The organism is Oscillibacter sp. PEA192 (genome assembly GCF_003574015.1).
Classification (GTDB): Bacteria; Bacillota; Clostridia; order Oscillospirales; family Oscillospiraceae; genus Oscillibacter; species Oscillibacter welbionis.
Genome location: NZ_AP018532.1, coordinates 2,631,009 through 2,650,008, shown reverse-complemented (window position 1 = coordinate 2,650,008; position 19,000 = coordinate 2,631,009). Strand labels below are relative to the sequence as shown.

The window sequence follows — 19,000 nt, the reverse complement described above, 5'->3', positions numbered from 1 at the left end:
ATCTGTGAAGAACAAGAAGAGGAGTACATACCATGGCTGAAGTCAAAGACCTGGAGAATGTAGAACAGGAAGCGACCGCTCCGGCGATGGAGGAGACGGCGGCGGACAGCGCCGCCCCCGCGGAGACGCGCGTAAACCTGAAGGCCCGGTGGCAGGCGATCCCGCGGAAGAAGCGGCGCCGGATCATCCGCCTGTGCATACTGGCACTGCTGCTGGTGATCGCCGCGGTGGTGCTGCTGAAAGTGCTGGGCGGCAAGAGCAGCGATGAGGGAGAGGTGGTCACCGACATTGTGCAGTACGGTTCCATCACCTCCACGGTCCAGGGCAGCGGCCTGACCAAGGCCAAGAGCAGTGAGACAATCACCATCACCACTGTCGGCACAGTGGTGGATGTGCTGGTGGCGGAGGGTGAGACGGTGACTGCCGGCACGCCGCTGTTCACCATCGACTCTCCGGCGGCAGAGACCGCCGTGCAGAAGGCCCGGAGCAATGTGGAGGGCTATGAGAAACAGCTCTCCCAGGCCCAGAAAGACATCGCAGGACTGAATCTCTCCGCCGGCTATGCCGGCAAGCTGATGGAGACCGTGACGCTGAATCCCGGTGATTCCATCACCAAGGGCCAGAAGGTGGCGGTCCTCTCCGACGATACCCGTCTGCGGCTGGAGCAGTATTACAGCTACGCCTATGCGGGCGACCTGCAGGTGGGACAGACGGTGAATGTTTCGATCCCTGCCCTGATGACCTCCGTTCCCGGCACGGTGGAGGCGGTCCACATGGTCAGCCGCATCACGCCGGAGGGGTCCAAGCTCTTCTCCGCCGACATTATCGTGGAGAATGAGGGAGCCCTGACGGCGGATATGGTGGCCTCTGCCACCGCCACTGTGAACGGTGAGACCGTGTACCCCTATGAGGCTGGCAAGCTGGCGTACTACCGCACCGGCGACCTGGTTTCCACGGTGGATGGCACGGTGATTTCCAGCAATCTGGTGGACTACCTGCAGGTGGCGCCCGGCCAGGTGCTGGTGCGCATCGACGGGGAGGAGAGCGAGAGCCAGCTCTTCACCATCCAGCAGAACCTGGACACTGCCCGGGAGGAGCTGAAGACTGCGGAGGAGAACCTGGCCAACTGCAACGCCAAGGCTCCCATTGACGGCATGGTAATCGGCCTGACCATCCAGCCCGGCGATGAGATCGCTGCAAATACCGCAGTGGTGACCATCTCGGACACCTCCAGCGTGGTGATTACCGCCAATGTGGACGAGCGGAACATCAGCTACATCAAGCCGGGGATGCCGGTGGAGCTGAGCCAGTGGGGGACCCCGGCCTTCGGCACCGTGGAGACGGTCAGCCTCTCCAGCACGGTGAACAACGGCGTGGCGACCTATCCTATCACCATCTCGGCGGACAACAGCGAGGGCACCCTGCAGGTCAACAGCTATATCGACTACACTCTAACTGCCAGTGAGAATGACAACTGCCTGGTCCTGCCGCTCCAGTGCGTGCGTACTGTGACCCAGGAGGACGGCTCCACCGTGAACGTGGTGTTTGTAAAGGGCAGTCGGCCGGACAACGCCATTGAGACGCCCACCCTGAGCGAGGAGATCCCGGAGGGCTTCTGGGCGGTGCCGGTGGAGATCGGCATCTCCGACAACTCCAATGTGGAGATCAAGTCCGGTGTGGAAGAGGGGACCGAGGTCTTCACACAGATCCAGTCCCTGCAGGCGTGGGGTTGATGCCCATGGCGAAGAACTTAGTAGAGCTGCGGGACGTCTATAAGATCTATGGCGAAGGGCGGGAGAGCGAGGTACGGGCCCTGGACGGCGTCTCCCTGACCATCGGAAAGGGCGAGTTCGTGGCGGTGGTGGGCCAGTCCGGCTCCGGCAAGTCCACCATGATGAACGTGCTGGGCTGCCTGGACATCCCCACCCGGGGGACGTATCTCCTGGGTGGAACGGACGTCCGGGAGCTGACGGACAAGGAGCTGTCCCACATCCGCAACAAGCAGATCGGCTTTATCTTTCAGCAGTACAACCTGATCCAGAGCCTGACGGTGCTGGAAAATGTGGAACTGCCCCTGATCTACCAGGGGGTGAATGCCGACGACCGCCGGGACATGGCCCTGGAGGCCCTGGCCCGGGTGGGGCTGGCGAACCGCATCAAGCACCGGCCGGTGGAGATGTCCGGTGGCCAGCAGCAGCGGGTGGCCATTGCGCGGGCCATCGCCACCAAGCCTCCCATCATCATGGCCGACGAGCCCACCGGCGCACTGGACTCCCACACTGGGCAGGAGGTGCTGAAATTCCTCCAGGAGCTGAACAAGGAGGGCAGCACCGTCATTCTCATCACCCATGATAACGGCATCGCCGCCACGGCCCGGCGGGTCGTCCGCCTGGCGGACGGCAGAATCATTGAGGACCGGGAGCAGGAGGTGGACTGGCTTTGAATATCCAACAGGCCGTGAAGATGGCGTGGAAGTCCATCTGGGGCAAAAAGGGCCGGTCCGCCCTGACCATGCTGGGCATCATCATCGGCATCGCGGCGGTGATGACCATCGTGTCCGCCATCAACGGCTATACGGAAAAGACCATGGAGCAGTACGAGGCCATGGGCAGCAACAAGCTCACCGTCAACATCTGGAACTACCTGTATGACGAAGATGGCAACAGCCTGGGTCAGGATTACTTTCCGGCGCTGTACGACTACTGCAACAGCATCAAGGAGTATGTGCTGGGCGTGACGCCCCAGGCGTACTGCAACGCCACGGTGGTATACGGGACCAAGAGCACCGCCAATATGAGCTATAATTACGATGAAAACGGCAATCTCACCGGCGACGTGCCGCCCAGCATTTACTACGGCAGCGACCAGTACAGCATCTGCAACAACCTGACGCTGGCCTCCGGCCGGGACCTGTCCGTGTTGGACATCCGGGGCTACAAGCAGGTATGTGTGCTGGGGGACCGGGCGGCAAAGATCTTCTTCGACGCCGCGGACCCCGTGGGCAAGGTGCTCCAGCTCAACGGGCAGAGCTTTGAGGTGGTGGGGGTCTATGCCCCCCGCCTTACCGGTGAAAGCGCATCCGCCAGCCAGATCGACAATGTCATCATTCTGCCCTACACCGCCCGCCGGGTGCTGGGCGGCGACGCACCGGAGCAGTTCATCGTGAAGACCCGCAGCAGCGAGGACATGATCGAGGCCAGCTCCCGCATCGGCGGCTTTTTGAAGGGAGTGGTTAATCCCAACGCAGGCGGCTTCCAGGTGGACCAGGAGAACTCCTGGCAACAGGAGCAGAACAAGCAGATGGGCATGATCTCCCTGATTCTGGGCGGTATCGCCGCCATCAGCCTGCTGGTGGGCGGCATCGGCATCATGAACATCATGCTGGTGACCGTCACCGAACGGACCCGGGAGATCGGCATCCGCCGGGCCATTGGTGCCGAGCGGAGCAGCATCGTCATCCAGTTCCTCATCGAGGCGGCCATGCTCTGCGGAATCGGCGGCATCATCGGCATCCTCATCGGCACCGGCGGCAGCCTGCTGGTGGGACGGCTGATGTTCCAGATGACCATCTACCCGGCGGCGTGGATTACCCTGTGCGCCTTTACGCTGTCGGTGGCGCTGGGAATTTTGTTCGGCATTTATCCGGCGGCAAAGGCCGCCAGGCTCCAGCCCGTGGAAGCACTGCGGGCAGAATGAGAGGGAGAGACTGATGAAGAGACGAATCATGACATTTCTGCTGGCCGTGTGCATGGCGGTTTCCCTGCTGGCGGTGCCGGCGGGGGCGGCCAATACCGCAGCAGTCACATTTTCCGATGTCGGGGACAAGAGCACGGCAGTGGCGGTGGAATCCCTGCGTCTGCTCGGTGTGCTGGACGGCTATGGGGATGGGACCTTCCGCCCCGGCACTGTCCTCACCCGGGCGCAGTTCTGCAAGATGGCGGTCTACGCCATGAACGGCAGCAATGAGCTGGGACGCTACCGGACCGTCACGGTATTTTCAGATGTGAAGCCCTCTTATTGGGCGGCGCCGTATATCAACATGGCCGCCAAGGGCAAAAACATCATCTCCGGCTACGCAGACGGGAAATTCCACCCCGACCGCACGGTGACCGTGGGCCAGGCGGTGACCATCCTGCTGCGGATGCTGGGCTACAAGGACGAAGACGTCGGCGGCGTCTGGCCGGACAGCTATATGGCGGAAGCCGCGCTCATCGGCCTGACCGACGGCGTCAGCGGAACTGGAAACGAAGGCCTGACCCGCGGACAGGCGGCCAAGCTCTTTTTGAATCTGCTTCGGGCGGACCAGAAAGAGGGCGGCAGCTATCTCGCCACACTGGGCGAGACCCGGACGGGGCAGATGCTGGTCTCCTCCACGGCTGACGGACCGCGGGGCGCCGGAACGGCGCTGCAGATGGCCTCCGGCGCAGTTTACTCCCTGGCGGACGGCAAGGTCTCCAACGGCATGCTCAACGGCACCAAGGGGACACTGCTGCTCAGCAAGAACGGTAATGAAGCCCTGACCTTTGTGCCGGATTCCGTGGGCAGCAGCAAGGTCGTGGTCCTCTCCACGGCCAAGGCCACGGAGCTGACGGATACCACCGGTACCAAGTACGTTATGGACAACGACACCGGCGTCTACTACAACGGCAAGGAGTCCGTGTGGAGCGAGGTCTACTCCTGGCTGAACGCGGGCACCTCCCTGACGCTGTATCTGGATGCAGGCGGCGGTGTGGACTATGTGTTCGTCGGCGGCGGCGGGACCACGTCCAACGAGGCGGTCATCATCTATGAGAAGGGGTCCACCTCCGGCTTCAGCTCTCTGGCCGGCGGCACCAGCGGATACGCCATCTACAAGAACGGCCTGCCCGCCACGGCCGGGGATATGCGCAAGTACGACGTGGCAACCTATTCCAGCACCACCAACTCCATCCGCGTGTGCGACACCCGGATTACCGGCTACTATGAGGATTGTTATCCCAATCCCAAGGAGCCCACGAAGATCACGGTCCTGGGCTATGAGTTCAACGTGCTGCCCACCGCTATGCAGACGGTCTCCCAGTTCAAGCCCGGCGACCAGATCACTCTGCTCCTGACCGAGGACAATCAGGTGGCCGGCGCGGTGGCGGCCAGCGGCAACACGGCCACCGGCAATGCCATCGGCATCGCCGAGGTCTCCAGCGGAAGCGCCACGGTGGACCTGCTCTGCGGCATCCAGGTGAAGGGCTCGGTCAGTCTCTCCGCCAGCGATGTGGAGCGGCTGAACGGCCAGCTGGTGCGGGTCTCCTCCAGCCGGAAGGGCGGCCTGTCCCTGACCCGCCTGACGGGCGGCGTCTCCGGCGAGCTGAATGTGGCGGAGCGCAAGCTGGGCAGCCGGAATCTGGCGGACAATGTGGTTGTCTTCCAGAACGACGGCAGCGGCCTCACCGCCATCAGCCTGTCCCAGATCGCGGACGGCAGCGTGCCCGCTTCCCAGATCACCTACGCCGGCACCGACTGGGCAGGCAGGGTAAAGGTCATCGTGCTGAATTCCGCCATCGGCGGCGGCTACATCTTCGGCCGCGCCAACTATACCGCGAACTATGACGAAGAGGGCAACCGGGAGGGCAATGCCCAGCTGTCTGTGGAATACGGTGCGGGCAAGAGCACGCCCACCTTTGAGACCGGCTATGTGGTGCGCAACGGCGACATCGTGGGCATCACCATCGTCACCTCTGGAAACACCCAGCGGATCGGCAGCCTGGTCTATCCTGACGAGCTGCGGAACGTGCCCAACACCGCTTGGAGCGGCAAGGGTGCCGTCACGGTGAACGGCCGGACCTACACGGTCCCTGCCAGCGTCCCCTGCTACAACACGCAGACCAAGAGCTGGGTCACCCTCACCGAGGCCAGAGCCTATGCAGACAGCGCCACGCTGTATGTGTACCAGGGCGTGGTCCGCTTCCTGGAAGTGGGCTGAGAGAACCGGCTGAAATCCGGGACAGATCCTCCTCTGAAAACGGCATATGTCCCATAAAAAACGGGCCGCCCCTTGTGGGGCGGCCCGTTTGCGCAGGGCGGCGCGTTGGGAAACGGCGGCGTCATACCACCTGGAACAGGTAGAACTTCAGATAATTCGTCTCCTCGACGCCCCAGAGGATGGGGTGGTCGCAGGCCTGCTGCCGGGCCTCGATCTGCCGCAGCTGCACTCCGGCGTCCCGGGCGGCGCTGTGGAGCATGGCTGCGAACTTCTCCTCCGTGGCGAAGTGGGAGCAGGAGCAGGTGGCGAGAAGACCGCCCCGGGGCAGCAGCTTCATGGCCCGGTAGTTGATCTCCTTATACCCGGAGATGGCGTTGGCAACGGTCCTGCGGGACTTGGTGAAGGCCGGCGGGTCCAGGATGATGAAGTCGTACCGCTTCGGCTCCTTCTCCAGCGCGGGCAGCAGGTCGAACACGTTGGCGGCCACGCAGTCTACTGCGCCGGTGAGGCCGTTGCGCGCCGCGTTGGCCCGGGCCATCTCCACGGCGGACTCCGACACATCCACGGCGGTGACGTGCTTCGCCCCGCCCATCGCGGCGTTCAGAGCGAAGGATCCGGTGTGGGTGAAGCAGTCCAGCACCGTCCTGCCCCGGGCGATGCGCCCCACCGCCCGGCGGTTGTACTTCTGGTCCAGGAAGAACCCGGTCTTCTGGCCGTTCTCCACGTCTACCAGATATTTCACGCCGTTCTCCGTGATCTCCGTCACTGCAGAATCCGGCGCCGCTTCCCCCGGCAGGGGATACCACCCCTTGCCCTGGGGCAGCCCCTCCTTCTCCCGCAGGGCCACGTCGTTCCGGAGAAGGATCCCGCGGATCGGGAACCCGTCCGCCCGGAGGAGCTCCGCCAGCGCCGGCAGCAGGATGTCCTGGATCCGCTCCATGCCCACGGACAGCACCTGGACGGACAGCAGGTCGTGGAACTTGTCCACCGTCAGGCCGGGAAAGGCATCTGCCTCCCCGAAGATGATCCGGCAGGCGTCCAGGTCCTCCGGAGACATCACGCGCTTCCGGTATTCCCAGGCCCACTGAAGCTTCCGGCGCCAGAAGGCGGCGTCGAACTGGTCATTGGCGTTGCGGGACACCAGCCGCACCCGGATCTTGGACTGCTCCGACAAAAAGCCCGTACCCAGATACCGGCCCTTTTTGTTGATCACGTCCACCAGGCCGCCGTTTTCCGCCTGTCCCTCTGTGGCTGTAATTTCTGCGTCATAGACCCAGGGGTGGCCCCGGAGGATGGCGGCCTCCGCTTTGGCCGTGACGGTGTATCTGGGGTAATTCCGTTCCGCTTTCATGGCATGATTCCTTTCCCTCTGATATTTCCAGGCCAGTGTATCACATTTTTGAGGGAAACGCCATAGACTGGGAAAAAAGGAGGGACAATTCCATGCCCAAGATCTATCTGAGCCCGTCCACTCAGGACTGGAACATGTACGTTACCGGCAGCGGGTCCGAGGAGTACAACATGAACCTGCTGGCAGACGCCCTGGTGCCCTATCTGCTCTCCAACGGCATCCAGTACCAGCGCAACCGGCCGGAGATGACTGCCGGCAGCTCCATCCGGGAGGCCAATCAGGGGGAGTATGACCTGTATCTGGCGCTCCACTCCAACGCCGCCCCAGAGGGGCGCTATGGCGAGGAACGGGGCATTATTGCCTTCTATTACCCCGGCAGCGTGGGCGGTCAGCGGGCCGCAGAGCTCATCGCCCAGGAGCTGCGGAAGATCTATCCATTGCCCAACAAGGTCACTACCCGCCCCACCACTTCACTGGGAGAGGTCCGCCAGCCCCGGTTTCCCTCTGTACTGCTGGAGATCGGCTACCACGACAATTACAGCGACGCCACCTGGCTGGAGGGCCACTGGGATGCCATCGCCCAGCAGATTGCCCGGGGCCTGACGGAGTATTTCGGCCTGCCCTTTATCTACCCCATGGACCCGATGCAGGGCACCGTGTCTGTGAGCAACGGCACGCTGAACCTGCGGGACTATCCATCCTCCTCCGGCAAGGTGATCGCCAACCTTCCCAACGGCGCCGCTGTTACGATCTACGGCGAATGGAACGGCTGGTATGTGGTGCACTACGGGGATCAGGTGGGGTATGCCGCCGCGGCATACATCAATACGTGAGAATCCGCCGGCTTCCCGCCGCGGCGGGAAGCCGGCGGGCCGGAGACAGGGGTACACCTGACAGACCTCGTAAAAAACTCCAAAAGCGTTCGGCGGAATTTGGGTAAATATACAGATTTGCCTTGACAGAAGAGGGCAGAACGATTAAACTAAAAACGGATAATTGTCGGCAGGCAACAGGGGGCCTTCCGATTGTTTTCTGCCCATGCGGCCCATGCGGCCTGCATATAAAACCCAAAGCGTACAGGATACCGGACACAGGAGGAGAAGATACCGTGATTGGAAACGTCGTTGCCGCCCTGATCGGGCTGGCAGTTGGCGGCGTGATCTGCTTCTTCCTCGGTATTCGCTACCGGAAAACCGTTTCTGAAAAGGAAATCTCAAGCGCGGAAGAAGAGGGAAAGCGCATCATCAACGAGGCCATCAAGAGCGCCGAGACCAAGAAAAAAGAGGCACTGCTGGAAGCCAAAGAAGAGATTTTGAAGAACCGCAGCGAGTACGAGAAGGAAGAGAAGTCGCGCAGAGCCGACCTGCAGCGGCAGGAAAACCGCCTGCAGCAGAAGGAAGAGAACCTCGACCGCAAGACCGAGGCTCTGGAGAAGAGAGAGGAGTCCCTGGCCCAGAAGCATGCGGCCATCGACAAGGAAAACGAGGAGATCAAAGTCATCAAGCGCAGCCAGACGGAGATGCTGGAGCGGATTTCCGGCTTCACCGCCGAGGAGGCCAAGGCCTATCTGATCGCTCAGGTGGAGGCCGAGGTGACCCACGAGACCGCCCTCAAGATCAAAGAGGTCGAGTCCCGGATGAAGGAAGAGTGCGAGGCGCGCGCCCGGGAAGTGGTGGCCCAGGCCATCCAGCGGTGCGCTGCCGACCAGGTGGCCGAAATGACCGTCAGTGTGGTTCCCCTGCCCAATGACGAGATGAAGGGCCGCATCATCGGCCGCGAGGGCCGCAACATCCGCACCATCGAGACCCTGACGGGTGTGGATCTCATCATCGACGACACGCCCGAGGCCATCACCGTCTCCTGCTTCGAGCCGGTGCGGCGGGAGATCGCCCGCCTGGCCCTGGAGAAGCTGATCGCCGACGGCCGCATCCATCCCACCCACATTGAGGAGATGGTGGAGAAGGCACGCCGGGAAGTGGAGAACACCATCAAGGCAGAGGGTGAGCGCGCCGTGTTCGAGTGCGGCGTGCGGAACCTGCACCCGGAGCTGGTGAAGATGCTGGGCCGCCTCCACTACCGGACCAGCTACGGCCAGAACGTCCTGCAGCACTCCATCGAGGTCAGCCACATCGCCGGCATGATGGCCTCCGAGCTGGGTGCGGATGTCCAGGCTGCCAAGCGGGCCGGCCTGCTCCACGATCTGGGCAAGGCCGTGGACCACGAGCTGGAGGGCACCCACGTGTCCCTGGGTGTGGAGTTCGCCCGGAAGTACAAGGAGCGGGAGGACATCATCCACGCCATCGAGGCCCACCACAACGATGTGGAGCCCCGGACCGTGGTGGCCTGTCTGGTGCAGGCGGCAGACGCTATCTCCGCAGCCCGCCCCGGTGCCCGGCGGGAGAATCTGGAGAACTACATCAAGCGTCTGGAGCAGCTGGAAACCATCACCGGCTCCTATCCCGGCGTGGATAAGGCCTACGCCATCCAGGCCGGCCGCGAGGTGCGGGTCATGGTGAGGCCCGAGCAGGTCAGCGAGGACCAGATGGTCATCCTGGCCCGGGACCTGGCCAAGAAGATCGAGGAGGAAATGGAGTACCCCGGTCAGATCAAGGTCCACGTCCTGCGGGAGACCAAGGTCATCGAGTACGCGAAATAAGAATTGCAGCAAGGCGGCGGGCCATCGGCCCGCCGCCTGTTCTTGGTTTCGAAGAAGGGTACTTCCGTCAGCAGATGGGAGCCGCCGGAGCACATAGCCTGCCTATATGGACGAATCTCCTGCAGGAAAGCGCCCTGCTTTCCTCTCAAATATCAAAGAGAGCAAGCTTCGGCGCAATATCAGTTCTGCAAATGCGGAACCAGGGAGCCATAACAGTTGACTTTTTCTCCCAGAGTGGATACAATAAATGTTCAGTGTAAACTGCGCCGAAGGACGGCGCGATCATAGAGAAAAGGATGAAGACTATGGCACAGGATAAGAGACAGGTGGACGCCATCACCGCACGGGACGTAGACTTCGCCCAGTGGTACACGGACGTCTGCAAGAAGGCGGAGCTGATCGACTACACCTCCGTGAAGGGCATGTTCATCTACCGGCCCTACGGCTACGCCCTGTGGGAGAATATCCAGGCGGAGCTGGACCGGCGCTTCAAGGCCACGGGGCACGAGAACGTGTACCTGCCGGTGCTGATCCCGGAGTCCCTGCTCCAGAAGGAGAAGGACCATGTGGAGGGCTTTGCACCCGAATGTGCGTGGGTCACTGTGGGCGGCAGTGAGAAGCTGGAGGACCGCTGCGCTATCCGCCCTACTTCGGAGACGCTCTTCTGCGAACATTATGCCAACATCATCCACTCCTGGCGGGACCTGCCCAAGCTGTACAACCAGTGGTGCAGCGTGCTGCGGTGGGAAAAGACCTCCCGCCCCTTCCTGCGCCATCGGGAATTCCTGTGGCAGGAGGGCCACACCATGCACGCCACCGCCGAAGAGGCCCGGGAAGAGACCATGCAGATGCTGAACATCTACGCGGACTTCATGGAGAACGTGCTGGCTATGCCTGTCATCAAGGGCCGCAAGACCGACAAGGAGAAGTTCAACGGCGCAGAGGAGACCTACACGGTGGAGTGTATGATGCACGACCATAAGGCCCTCCAGGCGGGCACCAGCCACTACTTCGGCGACGGCTTTGCCAAGGCATTTGACATCACGTTCACTGGCAAGGACAACCAGCCCCACTATCCCCACCAGACCAGCTGGGGCGTCAGCACCCGGATGATCGGCGGCATCATTATGACCCACGGCGACGACAACGGCTTGGTGCTGCCTCCTCGGATCGCCCCCACCCAGGCGGTGGTGATCCCTGTGGCGGCCCACAAGCCCGGGGTGCTGGAGGCGGCGGCCTCTCTGCGGGACCGGCTGAACGCGGCCGGCGTGCGGAGCAAGATGGACGACTCTGATAACTCCCCCGGCTGGAAGTTCGCAGAGTATGAGATGAAGGGTGTGCCCGTCCGGGTGGAGATCGGCCCCAAAGACATGGAGAAGGAGCAGTGCGTCATTGCCCGGCGGGACACCGGCGAGAAGATCACCGTGGCCCTGGCGGAGCTGGAGAGCGCCGTGAAGGCCCTGCTGGATCACATCCATGACAATCTGTATGCCATGGCCCTGAAGAACCGGGAGGACAACACCTTCGACATCCAAACTCCCGAGGAGGCCAAGGCCATTGTGGAGGGGAAGGGCGGCTTCCTCCGGTCCAAGTGGTGCGGCAGTCTGGAGTGTGAGCTGGCCATGAAGGAGCGGGCCGGTGTCAGCTCCCGCTGTATGCCCCTGGTCCAGAGCGGCACGGAGGGCACCTGCCCCGTGTGCGGCAGGAAATGCACCACCGACATCTACTGGGGTGTGGCTTATTGAGAACGAAAAGGGAGGAGGGGAACGCCCCCTCCTCTCTTTTTCAGCAGTCCGGAAGGGCTGAAACCGACGGTTTTCCTCCAAAATTTCGGAAGAATTGGAAAAAGATCCAGCCCTCCAAAAAAATCTTCATATTTTCATAAAAAACAGAGAAAATAGGCTTGACATTAGCAAGATTTTCTTTTATGATAATAAAGCTCGCGTGGAGGGCAGAACTGCGCCCGGCGAGTACTGCGATGAACCGGGAGATTGCTCGAAAGAGGTAACTTCCGGGGAGTATGTCCGATAATCGGGCGGCTGAGAAGGATCTGTACGTTGCGTAGATCGCTGCGCCATGACAGGATACCGGCCGTATCATGCGCCGGTATTTTTCATGAGCTGGAATGATACGCACGGTTAAGCGTATAGAAAAATTCTCTCGCCGTAGGTCGTCGAGACTCGTGAAACTACCTACGAAATCAGGAGGAAACAACCATGGCTCAGAAAGAAATGATCCGCATCCGGCTGAAGGCCTATGACCATCAGGTCATCGACCAGAGCGCAGAGAAGATCGTGGAGACCGCCAAGCGCACCGGCGCTTCCGTGTCCGGCCCCATCCCTCTGCCCACCAAGAAGGAAGTCGTCACCATCCTGCGGGCCGTCCACAAGTACAAGGACAGCCGCGAGCAGTTTGAGCGCCGCACCCACAAGCGCCTCATCGACATCACCAAGTCCACCCCCAAGACGGTGGAGGCCCTGATGGCCCTGGAGCTGCCTGCCGGCGTGGAGATCGAGATCAAGCTGTAACCAATTAAAGAGGGGATGAAATCCCCCCTTTAGATTCCCCCTCGCCAGTGTGCGCACTGGCGGCGCCGCCCAGGGCGGCTGAGTCAAGGTATTTTCGCCACGTACACGCCGCGGCGAAAATAGATTGAAAATTGTTTGCTGTCCATGTCTGCCGTCTTGCGAGGCAGACGGGTCATGTCGGCAGAGCAATGCGGCGGGACCCAACCCGCACGTATCTAAGCCGACCAATAACCTTTAAGGAGGAACAACCATGAAAGCGATCATCGGCAAAAAAGTGGGCATGTCCCAGATTTTTGACGAGAACGGCCATGTGATCCCCGTCACCGTGATCGAGGCGGGTCCCTGCGTGGTCGTGCAGAAGAAGACTTCCGAAAAGGAAGGCTATGAGGCGGTCCAGCTGGGCTTTGAGGACATCTCTGAGCGCAAGCTCACCAAGCCCGAGAAGGGCCACCTGGACAAGGCCGGCGTGGCTCCCAAGAAGTACCTGCGGGAGTTCGACCTGGAGAATGCCGCCGAGCTGAACGTGGGCGACATCGTGAAGGCTGATGCCTTCCAGGCGGGCGACTTCGTGGATGTCACCGGCATCAGCAAGGGCCACGGCTATCAGGGCGTCATCAAGCGCCACGGTGCCCACCGCCTGAAGGAGACCCACGGCTCCGGCCCTGTGGCCCGTCAGATCGGTTCTCTGGGCGCCACCAGCCACATGTCCAAGATCATCAAGGGCACCATCGGCGCCGGCCACATGGGCGTGGAGCAGGTGACTGTCCAGAACCTGAGCGTCGTCAAGGTCGACCCCGAGCTGAACATGCTGGTGGTCTGCGGTGCGATCCCCGGCCCCAAGGGCGGCCTCGTGACCATCAAGTCCACGGTCAAGGTCCACAAGGTCAAGCAGGCCGGCGCTGACATCAGCAAGAACCCGCAGAAGGCCTCCGGCCGCAACCCGCAGAAGGCCTCCGCCAGAAACAAGTAAGAAAGGGGTGCTTGATCAATGTCTACTATGAAAGTGTTGAACATGGCCGGCGCAGAAGTCGGCACTGTGGAACTGAACGACGCGATCTTCGGCATCGAGCCCAACCAGACCGTCGTGCACGAGGTTGTCAAGAACCACCTCGCCAACTGCAGACAGGGTACCCAGAGCGCCCTCACCCGCGCCGAAGTCTCCGGCGGCGGCAGAAAGCCCTGGCGTCAGAAGGGCACCGGCCACGCCCGGCAGGGCAGCACCCGTGCTCCCCAGTGGACCCACGGCGGCATCGTGTTTGCCCCCAAGCCCCGGGATTACAGCTATGTGCTGAATAAGAAGGTCAAGCGCCTGGCGCTGAAGTCCGTCCTCTCCGCCAAGGTGGCCGAGGGCCAGATGGTGGTCATCGACTCCATCAAGATGGACGCCATCAAGACCGCTGACTTCCGCAAGTTCCTCACCGCCGTCGGTGTGGACGGCAAGGCCATGGTGGTCACCCCCGCCGTGGATCAGACCATCGTCAAGAGCGCGCGGAACATCCCCGGCGTTGTGACCACTCCCGCTTCCATCCTGAGCGTCTATGACATCCTGAACGCCAAGTATCTGGTCGTGGACAAGGACGCCCTCGCAAAAATCGAGGAGGTGTACGCGTAATGGCTACCGCTTACGATATTATCATCCGCCCCATCATCACCGAGCGCGCCATGTCCGGTGCCGCCGACAAGAAGTACGTCTTCGAGGTGGCCAAGGACGCCGGCAAGATCGAGATCAAGAAGGCGGTGGAGGAGATCTTCGGTGTGAAGGTTGCCTCTGTCAACACCCTGACGGTGCCCGGCAAGGAGAAGCGCATGGGTGCCGGCCGTCCCGGCATGACCAAGACCTGGAAAAAGGCCTATGTCCAGCTGGCGGCGGATTCCAAGACCATCGAGTTCTTCGAAGGTATGGTCTGATAAACGGAAGGAGTGTAACGCGACATGTCTATCAAAACTTTTAAGCCGACGACTCCCTCCAGACGGCAGATGACGGTCTCCGGGTTCGACGGCATCGACAAGAAGGCGAAGCCCGAGCCCAGCCTGACTGAGCCCCTGAAGAAGAGCTCCGGCCGCAACAGCTACGGCCGCATCACCGTCCGCCACCGCGGCGGCGGCAACAAGCGCAAGTACCGTATCATTGACTTCAAGCGGGACAAGATCGGCTCCGCCACCGTGCTGCGCCTGGAGTACGATCCCAACCGCAGCGCCAACATCGCTCTGATCCAGTATGAGGACGGCGAGAAGCGCTATATCCTGGCGCCCCTGGGCCTGAAGGCCGGCCACAAGATCATGACCGGCCCCGAGGCGGACATTCTGCCCGGCAACGCCCTGCCCATCGCCAACATCCCCGTTGGTACCGTGATCCATAACATCGAGCTGCATCCCGGCAACGGCGCCCAGCTGGTGCGCTCCGCCGGCACCGCCGCTCAGCTGATGGCCAAGGAGGGCGGCGACGCCCAGATCCGTCTGCCTTCCGGCGAGGTCCGCATCGTGCGCACCAACTGCTACGCCACCATCGGTCAGGTTGGCAACATCGAGCACGAGAACATCAACATCGGCAAGGCCGGCCGCAAGCGTCACATGGGCTGGCGTCCCACCGTGCGCGGCTCCGTCATGAACCCCAATGACCACCCCCACGGCGGCGGCGAGGGCCGCGCACCCGTCGGCCGTCCCGGCCCGGTGACCCCCTGGGGCAAGCCCGCCATGGGTTACAAGACCCGCAAGGGCAAGAACCCCACCAATAAATTCATCGTCAAGCGCCGCAACGAGAAGTAAGGAGGCAAGTCAATATGAGCAGATCCATTAAAAAAGGCCCGTATGTTGCCCCGGAGCTTCTGAAGCGGGTCGAGGAAATGAACGCGAAGAACGAGAAGAAGGTCCTCAAGACCTGGAGCCGGAGCTCTACCATCTTCCCCGCCTTCGTGGGCCACACCATTGCCGTTCACGACGGCCGCAAGCACGTGCCCGTCTATATCCAGGAGGATATGGTCGGCCACAAGCTGGGTGAGTTCGCGCCCACCCGCACCTTCCGCGGCCATCGGAAAGATTCTTAATGAAGGAGGATGCAGAACATGGAAGAGATGAAGATTGCCAAAGCGTATCTGCGCTATGTCCGCATCGCTCCCCGCAAGGTCCAGATCGTGTGTGATCTGATCCGCGGCAAGGACGCCGGCACCGCCATGGCGATCCTGATGCAGACCCCCAAGGCCGCTTCCGAGCCTCTGATGAAGCTCCTGAAGTCCGCCTGTGCCAATGCCGAGAACAACTTCGGCATGGACCCCGCCAAGCTGGTGGTGTCCGAGGTGTTCGCCACTCCCGGCCCCATCCTGAAGCGGATGATGCCCCGGGCTCAGGGCCGCGCCTATCGGATCAATAAGAAGACTTCTCACGTCACCCTGGCTGTGACGGAAAAGGCATAAGAGGGAGGAGAACAGTTTTATGGGACAGAAAGTAAATCCCCACGGCCTGCGCGTGGGCGTCATCAAAGACTGGGATTCCCGTTGGTATGCCAGTGATGAGAAGGTCGGCGATCTGATCGTCGAGGATCAGAAGATCCGCAAGTACCTGAAGAAGACCCTGTACGGCGCCGGTGTTCCCAAGATCGAGATCGAGCGGAGCAACGAAGTCGTCACCATCTTCCTCCACTGCGCCCGGCCGGGCATGGTCATCGGCAAGGGCGGCGAGCAGATCGAGCAGTATCGTCTCGCTGTGGAGAAGCTGATCGGCAAGAAGGTGCGCCTGAACATCGTCGAGGTCCGCAATCCCGACATGAACGCCCAGCTGGTGGCGGAGAACATCGCCCAGCAGTTGGAGAAGCGTATCTCTCACCGCCGCGCCATGAAGAACGCCATGGCCCGCGCCATGCGCGCCGGCGCCAAGGGCATCAAGGTTTGCTGCTCCGGCCGTCTGGGCGGACGTGAGATCGCCGGCGTGGAGCACTATCACGAGGGCACCATCCCCCTGCAGACCATCCGCGCCGACATTGAGTACGGCTTCGCGGAGGCTGCCACCACCTTCGGCCGCATCGGCGTGAAGGTCTGGATCTACAAGGGAGAGGTCCTCTCTCAGACCCTGCGCACCACCCCCCGCACCATGGACACCTCCAAGCCCTACCAGGAGCGTCGTGAGCGTCGTCCCCGCCGGGATGGCGACCGCCGCGGCGGTTTCGGCGACCGGCGCCAGGGCGGCGGGTTCAACCGTGACCGTCAGGGCGGTTTCAACCGCGGCCAGGGCCGTCCCCAGGGCGGTTTCAACCGTGCCACCAATCCCAGCCGTCCGGCTGCCCCCGCGGCGCCCGCGGCACCCGCTAAGGAAGGAGGAGCCCAGTAATGCTTCTGCCGAAGAGAGTCAAGTATCGCCGCGTACACCGCGGCCGTATGACCGGCAAGGCCACCCGCGGCAACACCATTGCCTACGGTGAGTTCGGCCTGCAGGCCCTGGAGCCCGCCTGGATCACCAGCAATCAGATCGAGGCGGCCCGTATCGCCATGACCCGCTACACCAAGCGTGGCGGTCAGGTTTGGATCAAGATTTTCCCCGACAAGCCCGTGACCAAGAAGCCCGCTGAGACCCGCATGGGTTCCGGTAAGGGTTCCCCCGAGTTCTGGGTTGCCGTCGTGAAGCCCGGCCGCATCATGTTCGAGATCGCCGGCGTGTCTGAAGAAGTTGCCCGCGAGGCGCTTCGTCTGGCCAGCCACAAGCTGCCCATCAAGACGAAGATCGTCGCCCGCACCGAGGAAGCAGGTGAGTGAAGATGAAGGCAAGTGAAATTCGTAGCATGACCCCCGAGCAGCTCAACGAGAAGCTGGTGGGCCTGAAGAAGGATCTTTTCTATCTGCGTATGCAGCACGCCACCAATCAGCTGGATAATCCCCTGAAGATCCGGGAGACCAAGCATGACATTGCCCGAGTCAAGACCATGTTGCGTCAAAAGGAGCTCTCCGGAGCTTCTGACAAGCAGTAAGAAGGAGGGAATCGAACATGAACGAAGAGAAGAGAACTTCCTCCCGCAAGACCCGGGTCGGCAGAGTCGTATCCGACAAGATGGACAAGACCGTGGTCGTCGCCATTGAAGACCGTGTGGCCCATCCCCTGTACAAGAAGATCGTCGGCCGCACTTACAAGCTGAAGGCCCATGACGAGGAGAATGCCTGCGGCATCGGCGACCGGGTCAAAGTGATGGAGACCCGCCCCCTGTCCAAGGACAAGCGGTGGCGCGTGGTCGAGATCATTGAAAAAGCGAAGTAAGGAGGTGCCGTTATGATTCAGCAGGAAACATTTCTGAAGGTGGCCGATAATACCGGCGCCAAGGAGATCAAGTGCATCCGTGTCCTGGGCGGCTCCAAGCGGAAGTTCGGCAACATCGGCGATGTGATCGTCGCGTCCGTCCGCAAGTCCACCCCCGGCGGCACGGTGAAGAAGGGCGAGGTCGTCAAGGCCGTGATCGTCCGCAGCGCCAAGGGCGTCCGCCGGGCGGACGGCACCTATGTCCGTTTCGACGACAATGCCGCCGTCCTGATCAAGGATGACAAGAACCCCAGAGGCACCCGTATCTTCGGGCCGGTTGCTCGTGAGCTGCGCGACAAGGATTACATGAAGATCCTGTCCCTCGCTCCCGAAGTGATTTGAGGAGGGCAGCGAAATGGCTATGAACATTAAGAAGGGCGATACCGTTGTCGTCCTGTCCGGCAAGGACAAGGGCAAGCAGGGCAAGGTGCTGGGCACCGTTCCCGGCTCCCTGAAGGTTGTCGTGGAGGGCATCAACATGGTGACCTGCCACGTCAAGCCCCGCAAGCAGGGCGAAGAGGGCGGCATCATGAAGCGCGAGGCCGCCATTGCCGCCTGCAAGGTGCAGGTGGTGTGCCCCAAGTGCAGCAAGGGCACCCGCGTCGCCCACAAGATCGAGGGCGGCAAGAAGACCCGCGTGTGCAAGCACTGCGGCGCTGAGCTGTGAGAAAGGAGAGCTGACAAATGGCCAGACTGAAAGAAAAATACACTGCCGAAGTCGCTCCCGCCCTGATGAAGCAGTTCGGCTACAAGAGCGTCATGCAGATCCCCAAGATCGACAAGGTGGTCGTGAACGTGGGCTGCGGTGAGGCGCGTGAAAACTCCAAGGTTCTGGAGAACGTGGTGGGCGATCTGAGCCAGATTACCGGCCAGAAGCCCGTCATTACCCGGGCCCGCAAGTCCATCGCAAACTTCAAGCTGCGTGAGGATATGCCCATCGGCGCCAAGGTCACCCTGCGGGGCGACAAGATGTGGGAGTTCCTGGACCGCCTGTTCAACGTGGCCCTGCCCCGCGTCCGTGATTTCCAGGGCATCAACCCCAACTCCTTCGACGGCCGCGGCAACTATGCCCTGGGCATCAAGGAGCAGCTGATCTTCCCCGAGATCGAGTACGACAAGATCGACAAGATCCGCGGCATGGATGTGGTCATCTGCACCACCGCGCACACCGATGAAGAGGCCCGCGCCCTGCTGGAGCAGGTCGGCGCTCCCTTCGCCCGCTAAGGAGGAAG

22 protein-coding genes are annotated in these 19,000 nt (G+C 61.8%); 21 read left to right on the top strand and 1 reads right to left on the bottom strand.

The features are described 5' to 3' along the window. Window positions 1-32 precede the first annotated feature (32 nt). The 4 genes from DN611_RS13205 to DN611_RS13190 are packed head-to-tail and all read left to right on the top strand — an operon-like array spanning window position 33 to window position 5,956. Window positions 33-1,733, top strand: a complete 1,701-nt coding sequence (locus DN611_RS13205) for an HlyD family efflux transporter periplasmic adaptor subunit (protein ID WP_021748104.1) — start codon at window positions 33-35, stop codon at window positions 1,731-1,733. A gap of 5 nt (window positions 1,734-1,738) precedes the next feature. Then, window positions 1,739-2,443, top strand: coding sequence for an ABC transporter ATP-binding protein (locus DN611_RS13200; RefSeq protein WP_036629681.1), 705 nt, complete (start codon window positions 1,739-1,741; stop codon window positions 2,441-2,443). After that, window positions 2,440-3,696, top strand: a complete 1,257-nt coding sequence (locus DN611_RS13195; RefSeq protein ID WP_025544359.1) for an ABC transporter permease — start codon at window positions 2,440-2,442, stop codon at window positions 3,694-3,696. The genes DN611_RS13200 and DN611_RS13195 overlap by 4 nt, the downstream gene beginning before the upstream one ends. Before the next feature lie 13 nt (window positions 3,697-3,709). Beyond that, the gene (locus tag DN611_RS13190) at window positions 3,710-5,956 is read left to right on the top strand and encodes an S-layer homology domain-containing protein (RefSeq protein ID WP_021748101.1); all 2,247 of its coding nucleotides are present in this window, start codon (window positions 3,710-3,712) and stop codon (window positions 5,954-5,956) included. 121 nt (window positions 5,957-6,077) lie between these two features. Here the strand turns inward: DN611_RS13190 and DN611_RS13185 are convergent, their stop codons facing one another. Continuing rightward, the gene (locus DN611_RS13185; RefSeq protein ID WP_119311582.1) at window positions 6,078-7,307 is read right to left on the bottom strand and encodes a class I SAM-dependent rRNA methyltransferase; all 1,230 of its coding nucleotides are present in this window, start codon (window positions 7,305-7,307) and stop codon (window positions 6,078-6,080) included. Between the two features lie 92 nt (window positions 7,308-7,399). On the opposite strand from DN611_RS13185, the gene DN611_RS13180 reads away from it, so the two are divergent. From DN611_RS13180 to rplE, 17 genes are all read left to right on the top strand, one after another. Then, window positions 7,400-8,140, top strand: coding sequence for an SH3 domain-containing protein (locus DN611_RS13180; RefSeq protein WP_036630068.1), 741 nt, complete (start codon window positions 7,400-7,402; stop codon window positions 8,138-8,140). A 275-nt stretch (window positions 8,141-8,415) separates the two neighbouring features. Further along, on the top strand, window positions 8,416-9,963 hold the full coding sequence (gene rny, locus DN611_RS13175) for a ribonuclease Y (RefSeq protein WP_021752184.1): 1,548 nt from the start codon (window positions 8,416-8,418) through the stop codon (window positions 9,961-9,963). A 305-nt stretch (window positions 9,964-10,268) separates the two neighbouring features. Next, window positions 10,269-11,708, top strand: coding sequence for a proline--tRNA ligase (proS, locus tag DN611_RS13170; RefSeq protein WP_036630538.1), 1,440 nt, complete (start codon window positions 10,269-10,271; stop codon window positions 11,706-11,708). A gap of 471 nt (window positions 11,709-12,179) precedes the next feature. After that, a complete protein-coding gene (gene rpsJ, locus DN611_RS13165) occupies window positions 12,180-12,491 on the top strand; it encodes a 30S ribosomal protein S10 (RefSeq protein ID WP_021749668.1) in 312 nt (103 codons plus the stop codon). Window positions 12,492-12,741: 250 nt separating this feature from the next. Beyond that, window positions 12,742-13,461, top strand: coding sequence for a 50S ribosomal protein L3 (gene rplC / locus DN611_RS13160; protein WP_021749667.1), 720 nt, complete (start codon window positions 12,742-12,744; stop codon window positions 13,459-13,461). 18 nt (window positions 13,462-13,479) lie between these two features. After that, window positions 13,480-14,103, top strand: coding sequence for a 50S ribosomal protein L4 (gene rplD / locus DN611_RS13155; RefSeq protein WP_025544363.1), 624 nt, complete (start codon window positions 13,480-13,482; stop codon window positions 14,101-14,103). Beyond that, window positions 14,103-14,399 carry a 50S ribosomal protein L23 gene (rplW, locus tag DN611_RS13150; RefSeq protein ID WP_021749665.1) on the top strand — a complete coding sequence of 99 codons (297 nt, stop codon included), beginning with the start codon at window positions 14,103-14,105 and terminating at the stop codon, window positions 14,397-14,399. The genes rplD and rplW overlap by 1 nt, the downstream gene beginning before the upstream one ends. A gap of 24 nt (window positions 14,400-14,423) precedes the next feature. Then, window positions 14,424-15,257 (top strand): 50S ribosomal protein L2, encoded by an 834-nt coding sequence (rplB, locus tag DN611_RS13145; RefSeq protein ID WP_025544366.1) that lies wholly within the window; start codon window positions 14,424-14,426, stop codon window positions 15,255-15,257. A 14-nt stretch (window positions 15,258-15,271) separates the two neighbouring features. After that, window positions 15,272-15,535 carry a 30S ribosomal protein S19 gene (gene rpsS / locus DN611_RS13140; protein WP_021749663.1) on the top strand — a complete coding sequence of 88 codons (264 nt, stop codon included), beginning with the start codon at window positions 15,272-15,274 and terminating at the stop codon, window positions 15,533-15,535. 18 nt (window positions 15,536-15,553) lie between these two features. Continuing rightward, window positions 15,554-15,901 (top strand): 50S ribosomal protein L22, encoded by a 348-nt coding sequence (gene rplV, locus DN611_RS13135; protein WP_025544367.1) that lies wholly within the window; start codon window positions 15,554-15,556, stop codon window positions 15,899-15,901. A gap of 19 nt (window positions 15,902-15,920) precedes the next feature. Next, window positions 15,921-16,811, top strand: coding sequence for a 30S ribosomal protein S3 (gene rpsC / locus DN611_RS13130; protein WP_021749661.1), 891 nt, complete (start codon window positions 15,921-15,923; stop codon window positions 16,809-16,811). Then, window positions 16,811-17,233 carry a 50S ribosomal protein L16 gene (gene rplP / locus DN611_RS13125; RefSeq protein ID WP_021749660.1) on the top strand — a complete coding sequence of 141 codons (423 nt, stop codon included), beginning with the start codon at window positions 16,811-16,813 and terminating at the stop codon, window positions 17,231-17,233. The genes rpsC and rplP overlap by 1 nt, the downstream gene beginning before the upstream one ends. A 2-nt stretch (window positions 17,234-17,235) precedes the next feature. Next, on the top strand, window positions 17,236-17,445 hold the full coding sequence (gene rpmC, locus DN611_RS13120; protein ID WP_025545553.1) for a 50S ribosomal protein L29: 210 nt from the start codon (window positions 17,236-17,238) through the stop codon (window positions 17,443-17,445). A gap of 17 nt (window positions 17,446-17,462) precedes the next feature. Beyond that, a complete protein-coding gene (gene rpsQ / locus DN611_RS13115; RefSeq protein ID WP_021749658.1) occupies window positions 17,463-17,729 on the top strand; it encodes a 30S ribosomal protein S17 in 267 nt (88 codons plus the stop codon). A gap of 12 nt (window positions 17,730-17,741) precedes the next feature. Further along, on the top strand, window positions 17,742-18,110 hold the full coding sequence (gene rplN, locus DN611_RS13110) for a 50S ribosomal protein L14 (protein WP_016321001.1): 369 nt from the start codon (window positions 17,742-17,744) through the stop codon (window positions 18,108-18,110). Between the two features lie 13 nt (window positions 18,111-18,123). Beyond that, window positions 18,124-18,435, top strand: coding sequence for a 50S ribosomal protein L24 (gene rplX, locus DN611_RS13105; protein WP_021749657.1), 312 nt, complete (start codon window positions 18,124-18,126; stop codon window positions 18,433-18,435). A 17-nt stretch (window positions 18,436-18,452) separates the two neighbouring features. Next, a complete protein-coding gene (rplE, locus tag DN611_RS13100; RefSeq protein WP_021749656.1) occupies window positions 18,453-18,992 on the top strand; it encodes a 50S ribosomal protein L5 in 540 nt (179 codons plus the stop codon). The last annotated feature ends 8 nt before the right edge of the window (window positions 18,993-19,000 follow it).

Bases quoted from the DNA above. Each gene is read 5' to 3' on its own strand.
- DN611_RS13205 (WP_021748104.1), top strand. From the start codon at position 33: ATGGCTGAAGTCAAAGACCTGGAGAATGTAGAACAGGAAGCGACCGCT.
- DN611_RS13200 (WP_036629681.1), top strand. From the start codon at position 1,739: ATGGCGAAGAACTTAGTAGAGCTGCGGGACGTCTATAAGATCTATGGC.
- DN611_RS13190 (WP_021748101.1), top strand. From the start codon at position 3,710: ATGAAGAGACGAATCATGACATTTCTGCTGGCCGTGTGCATGGCGGTT.
- DN611_RS13185 (WP_119311582.1), bottom strand. From the start codon at position 7,307: ATGAAAGCGGAACGGAATTACCCCAGATACACCGTCACGGCCAAAGCG.
- DN611_RS13180 (WP_036630068.1), top strand. From the start codon at position 7,400: ATGCCCAAGATCTATCTGAGCCCGTCCACTCAGGACTGGAACATGTAC.
- proS (WP_036630538.1), top strand. From the start codon at position 10,269: ATGGCACAGGATAAGAGACAGGTGGACGCCATCACCGCACGGGACGTA.
- rpsJ (WP_021749668.1), top strand. From the start codon at position 12,180: ATGGCTCAGAAAGAAATGATCCGCATCCGGCTGAAGGCCTATGACCAT.
- rplC (WP_021749667.1), top strand. From the start codon at position 12,742: ATGAAAGCGATCATCGGCAAAAAAGTGGGCATGTCCCAGATTTTTGAC.
- rplD (WP_025544363.1), top strand. From the start codon at position 13,480: ATGTCTACTATGAAAGTGTTGAACATGGCCGGCGCAGAAGTCGGCACT.
- rplW (WP_021749665.1), top strand. From the start codon at position 14,103: ATGGCTACCGCTTACGATATTATCATCCGCCCCATCATCACCGAGCGC.
- rplB (WP_025544366.1), top strand. From the start codon at position 14,424: ATGTCTATCAAAACTTTTAAGCCGACGACTCCCTCCAGACGGCAGATG.
- rpsS (WP_021749663.1), top strand. From the start codon at position 15,272: ATGAGCAGATCCATTAAAAAAGGCCCGTATGTTGCCCCGGAGCTTCTG.
- rplV (WP_025544367.1), top strand. From the start codon at position 15,554: ATGGAAGAGATGAAGATTGCCAAAGCGTATCTGCGCTATGTCCGCATC.
- rpsC (WP_021749661.1), top strand. From the start codon at position 15,921: ATGGGACAGAAAGTAAATCCCCACGGCCTGCGCGTGGGCGTCATCAAA.
- rplP (WP_021749660.1), top strand. From the start codon at position 16,811: ATGCTTCTGCCGAAGAGAGTCAAGTATCGCCGCGTACACCGCGGCCGT.
- rpmC (WP_025545553.1), top strand. From the start codon at position 17,236: ATGAAGGCAAGTGAAATTCGTAGCATGACCCCCGAGCAGCTCAACGAG.
- rpsQ (WP_021749658.1), top strand. From the start codon at position 17,463: ATGAACGAAGAGAAGAGAACTTCCTCCCGCAAGACCCGGGTCGGCAGA.
- rplN (WP_016321001.1), top strand. From the start codon at position 17,742: ATGATTCAGCAGGAAACATTTCTGAAGGTGGCCGATAATACCGGCGCC.
- rplX (WP_021749657.1), top strand. From the start codon at position 18,124: ATGGCTATGAACATTAAGAAGGGCGATACCGTTGTCGTCCTGTCCGGC.
- rplE (WP_021749656.1), top strand. From the start codon at position 18,453: ATGGCCAGACTGAAAGAAAAATACACTGCCGAAGTCGCTCCCGCCCTG.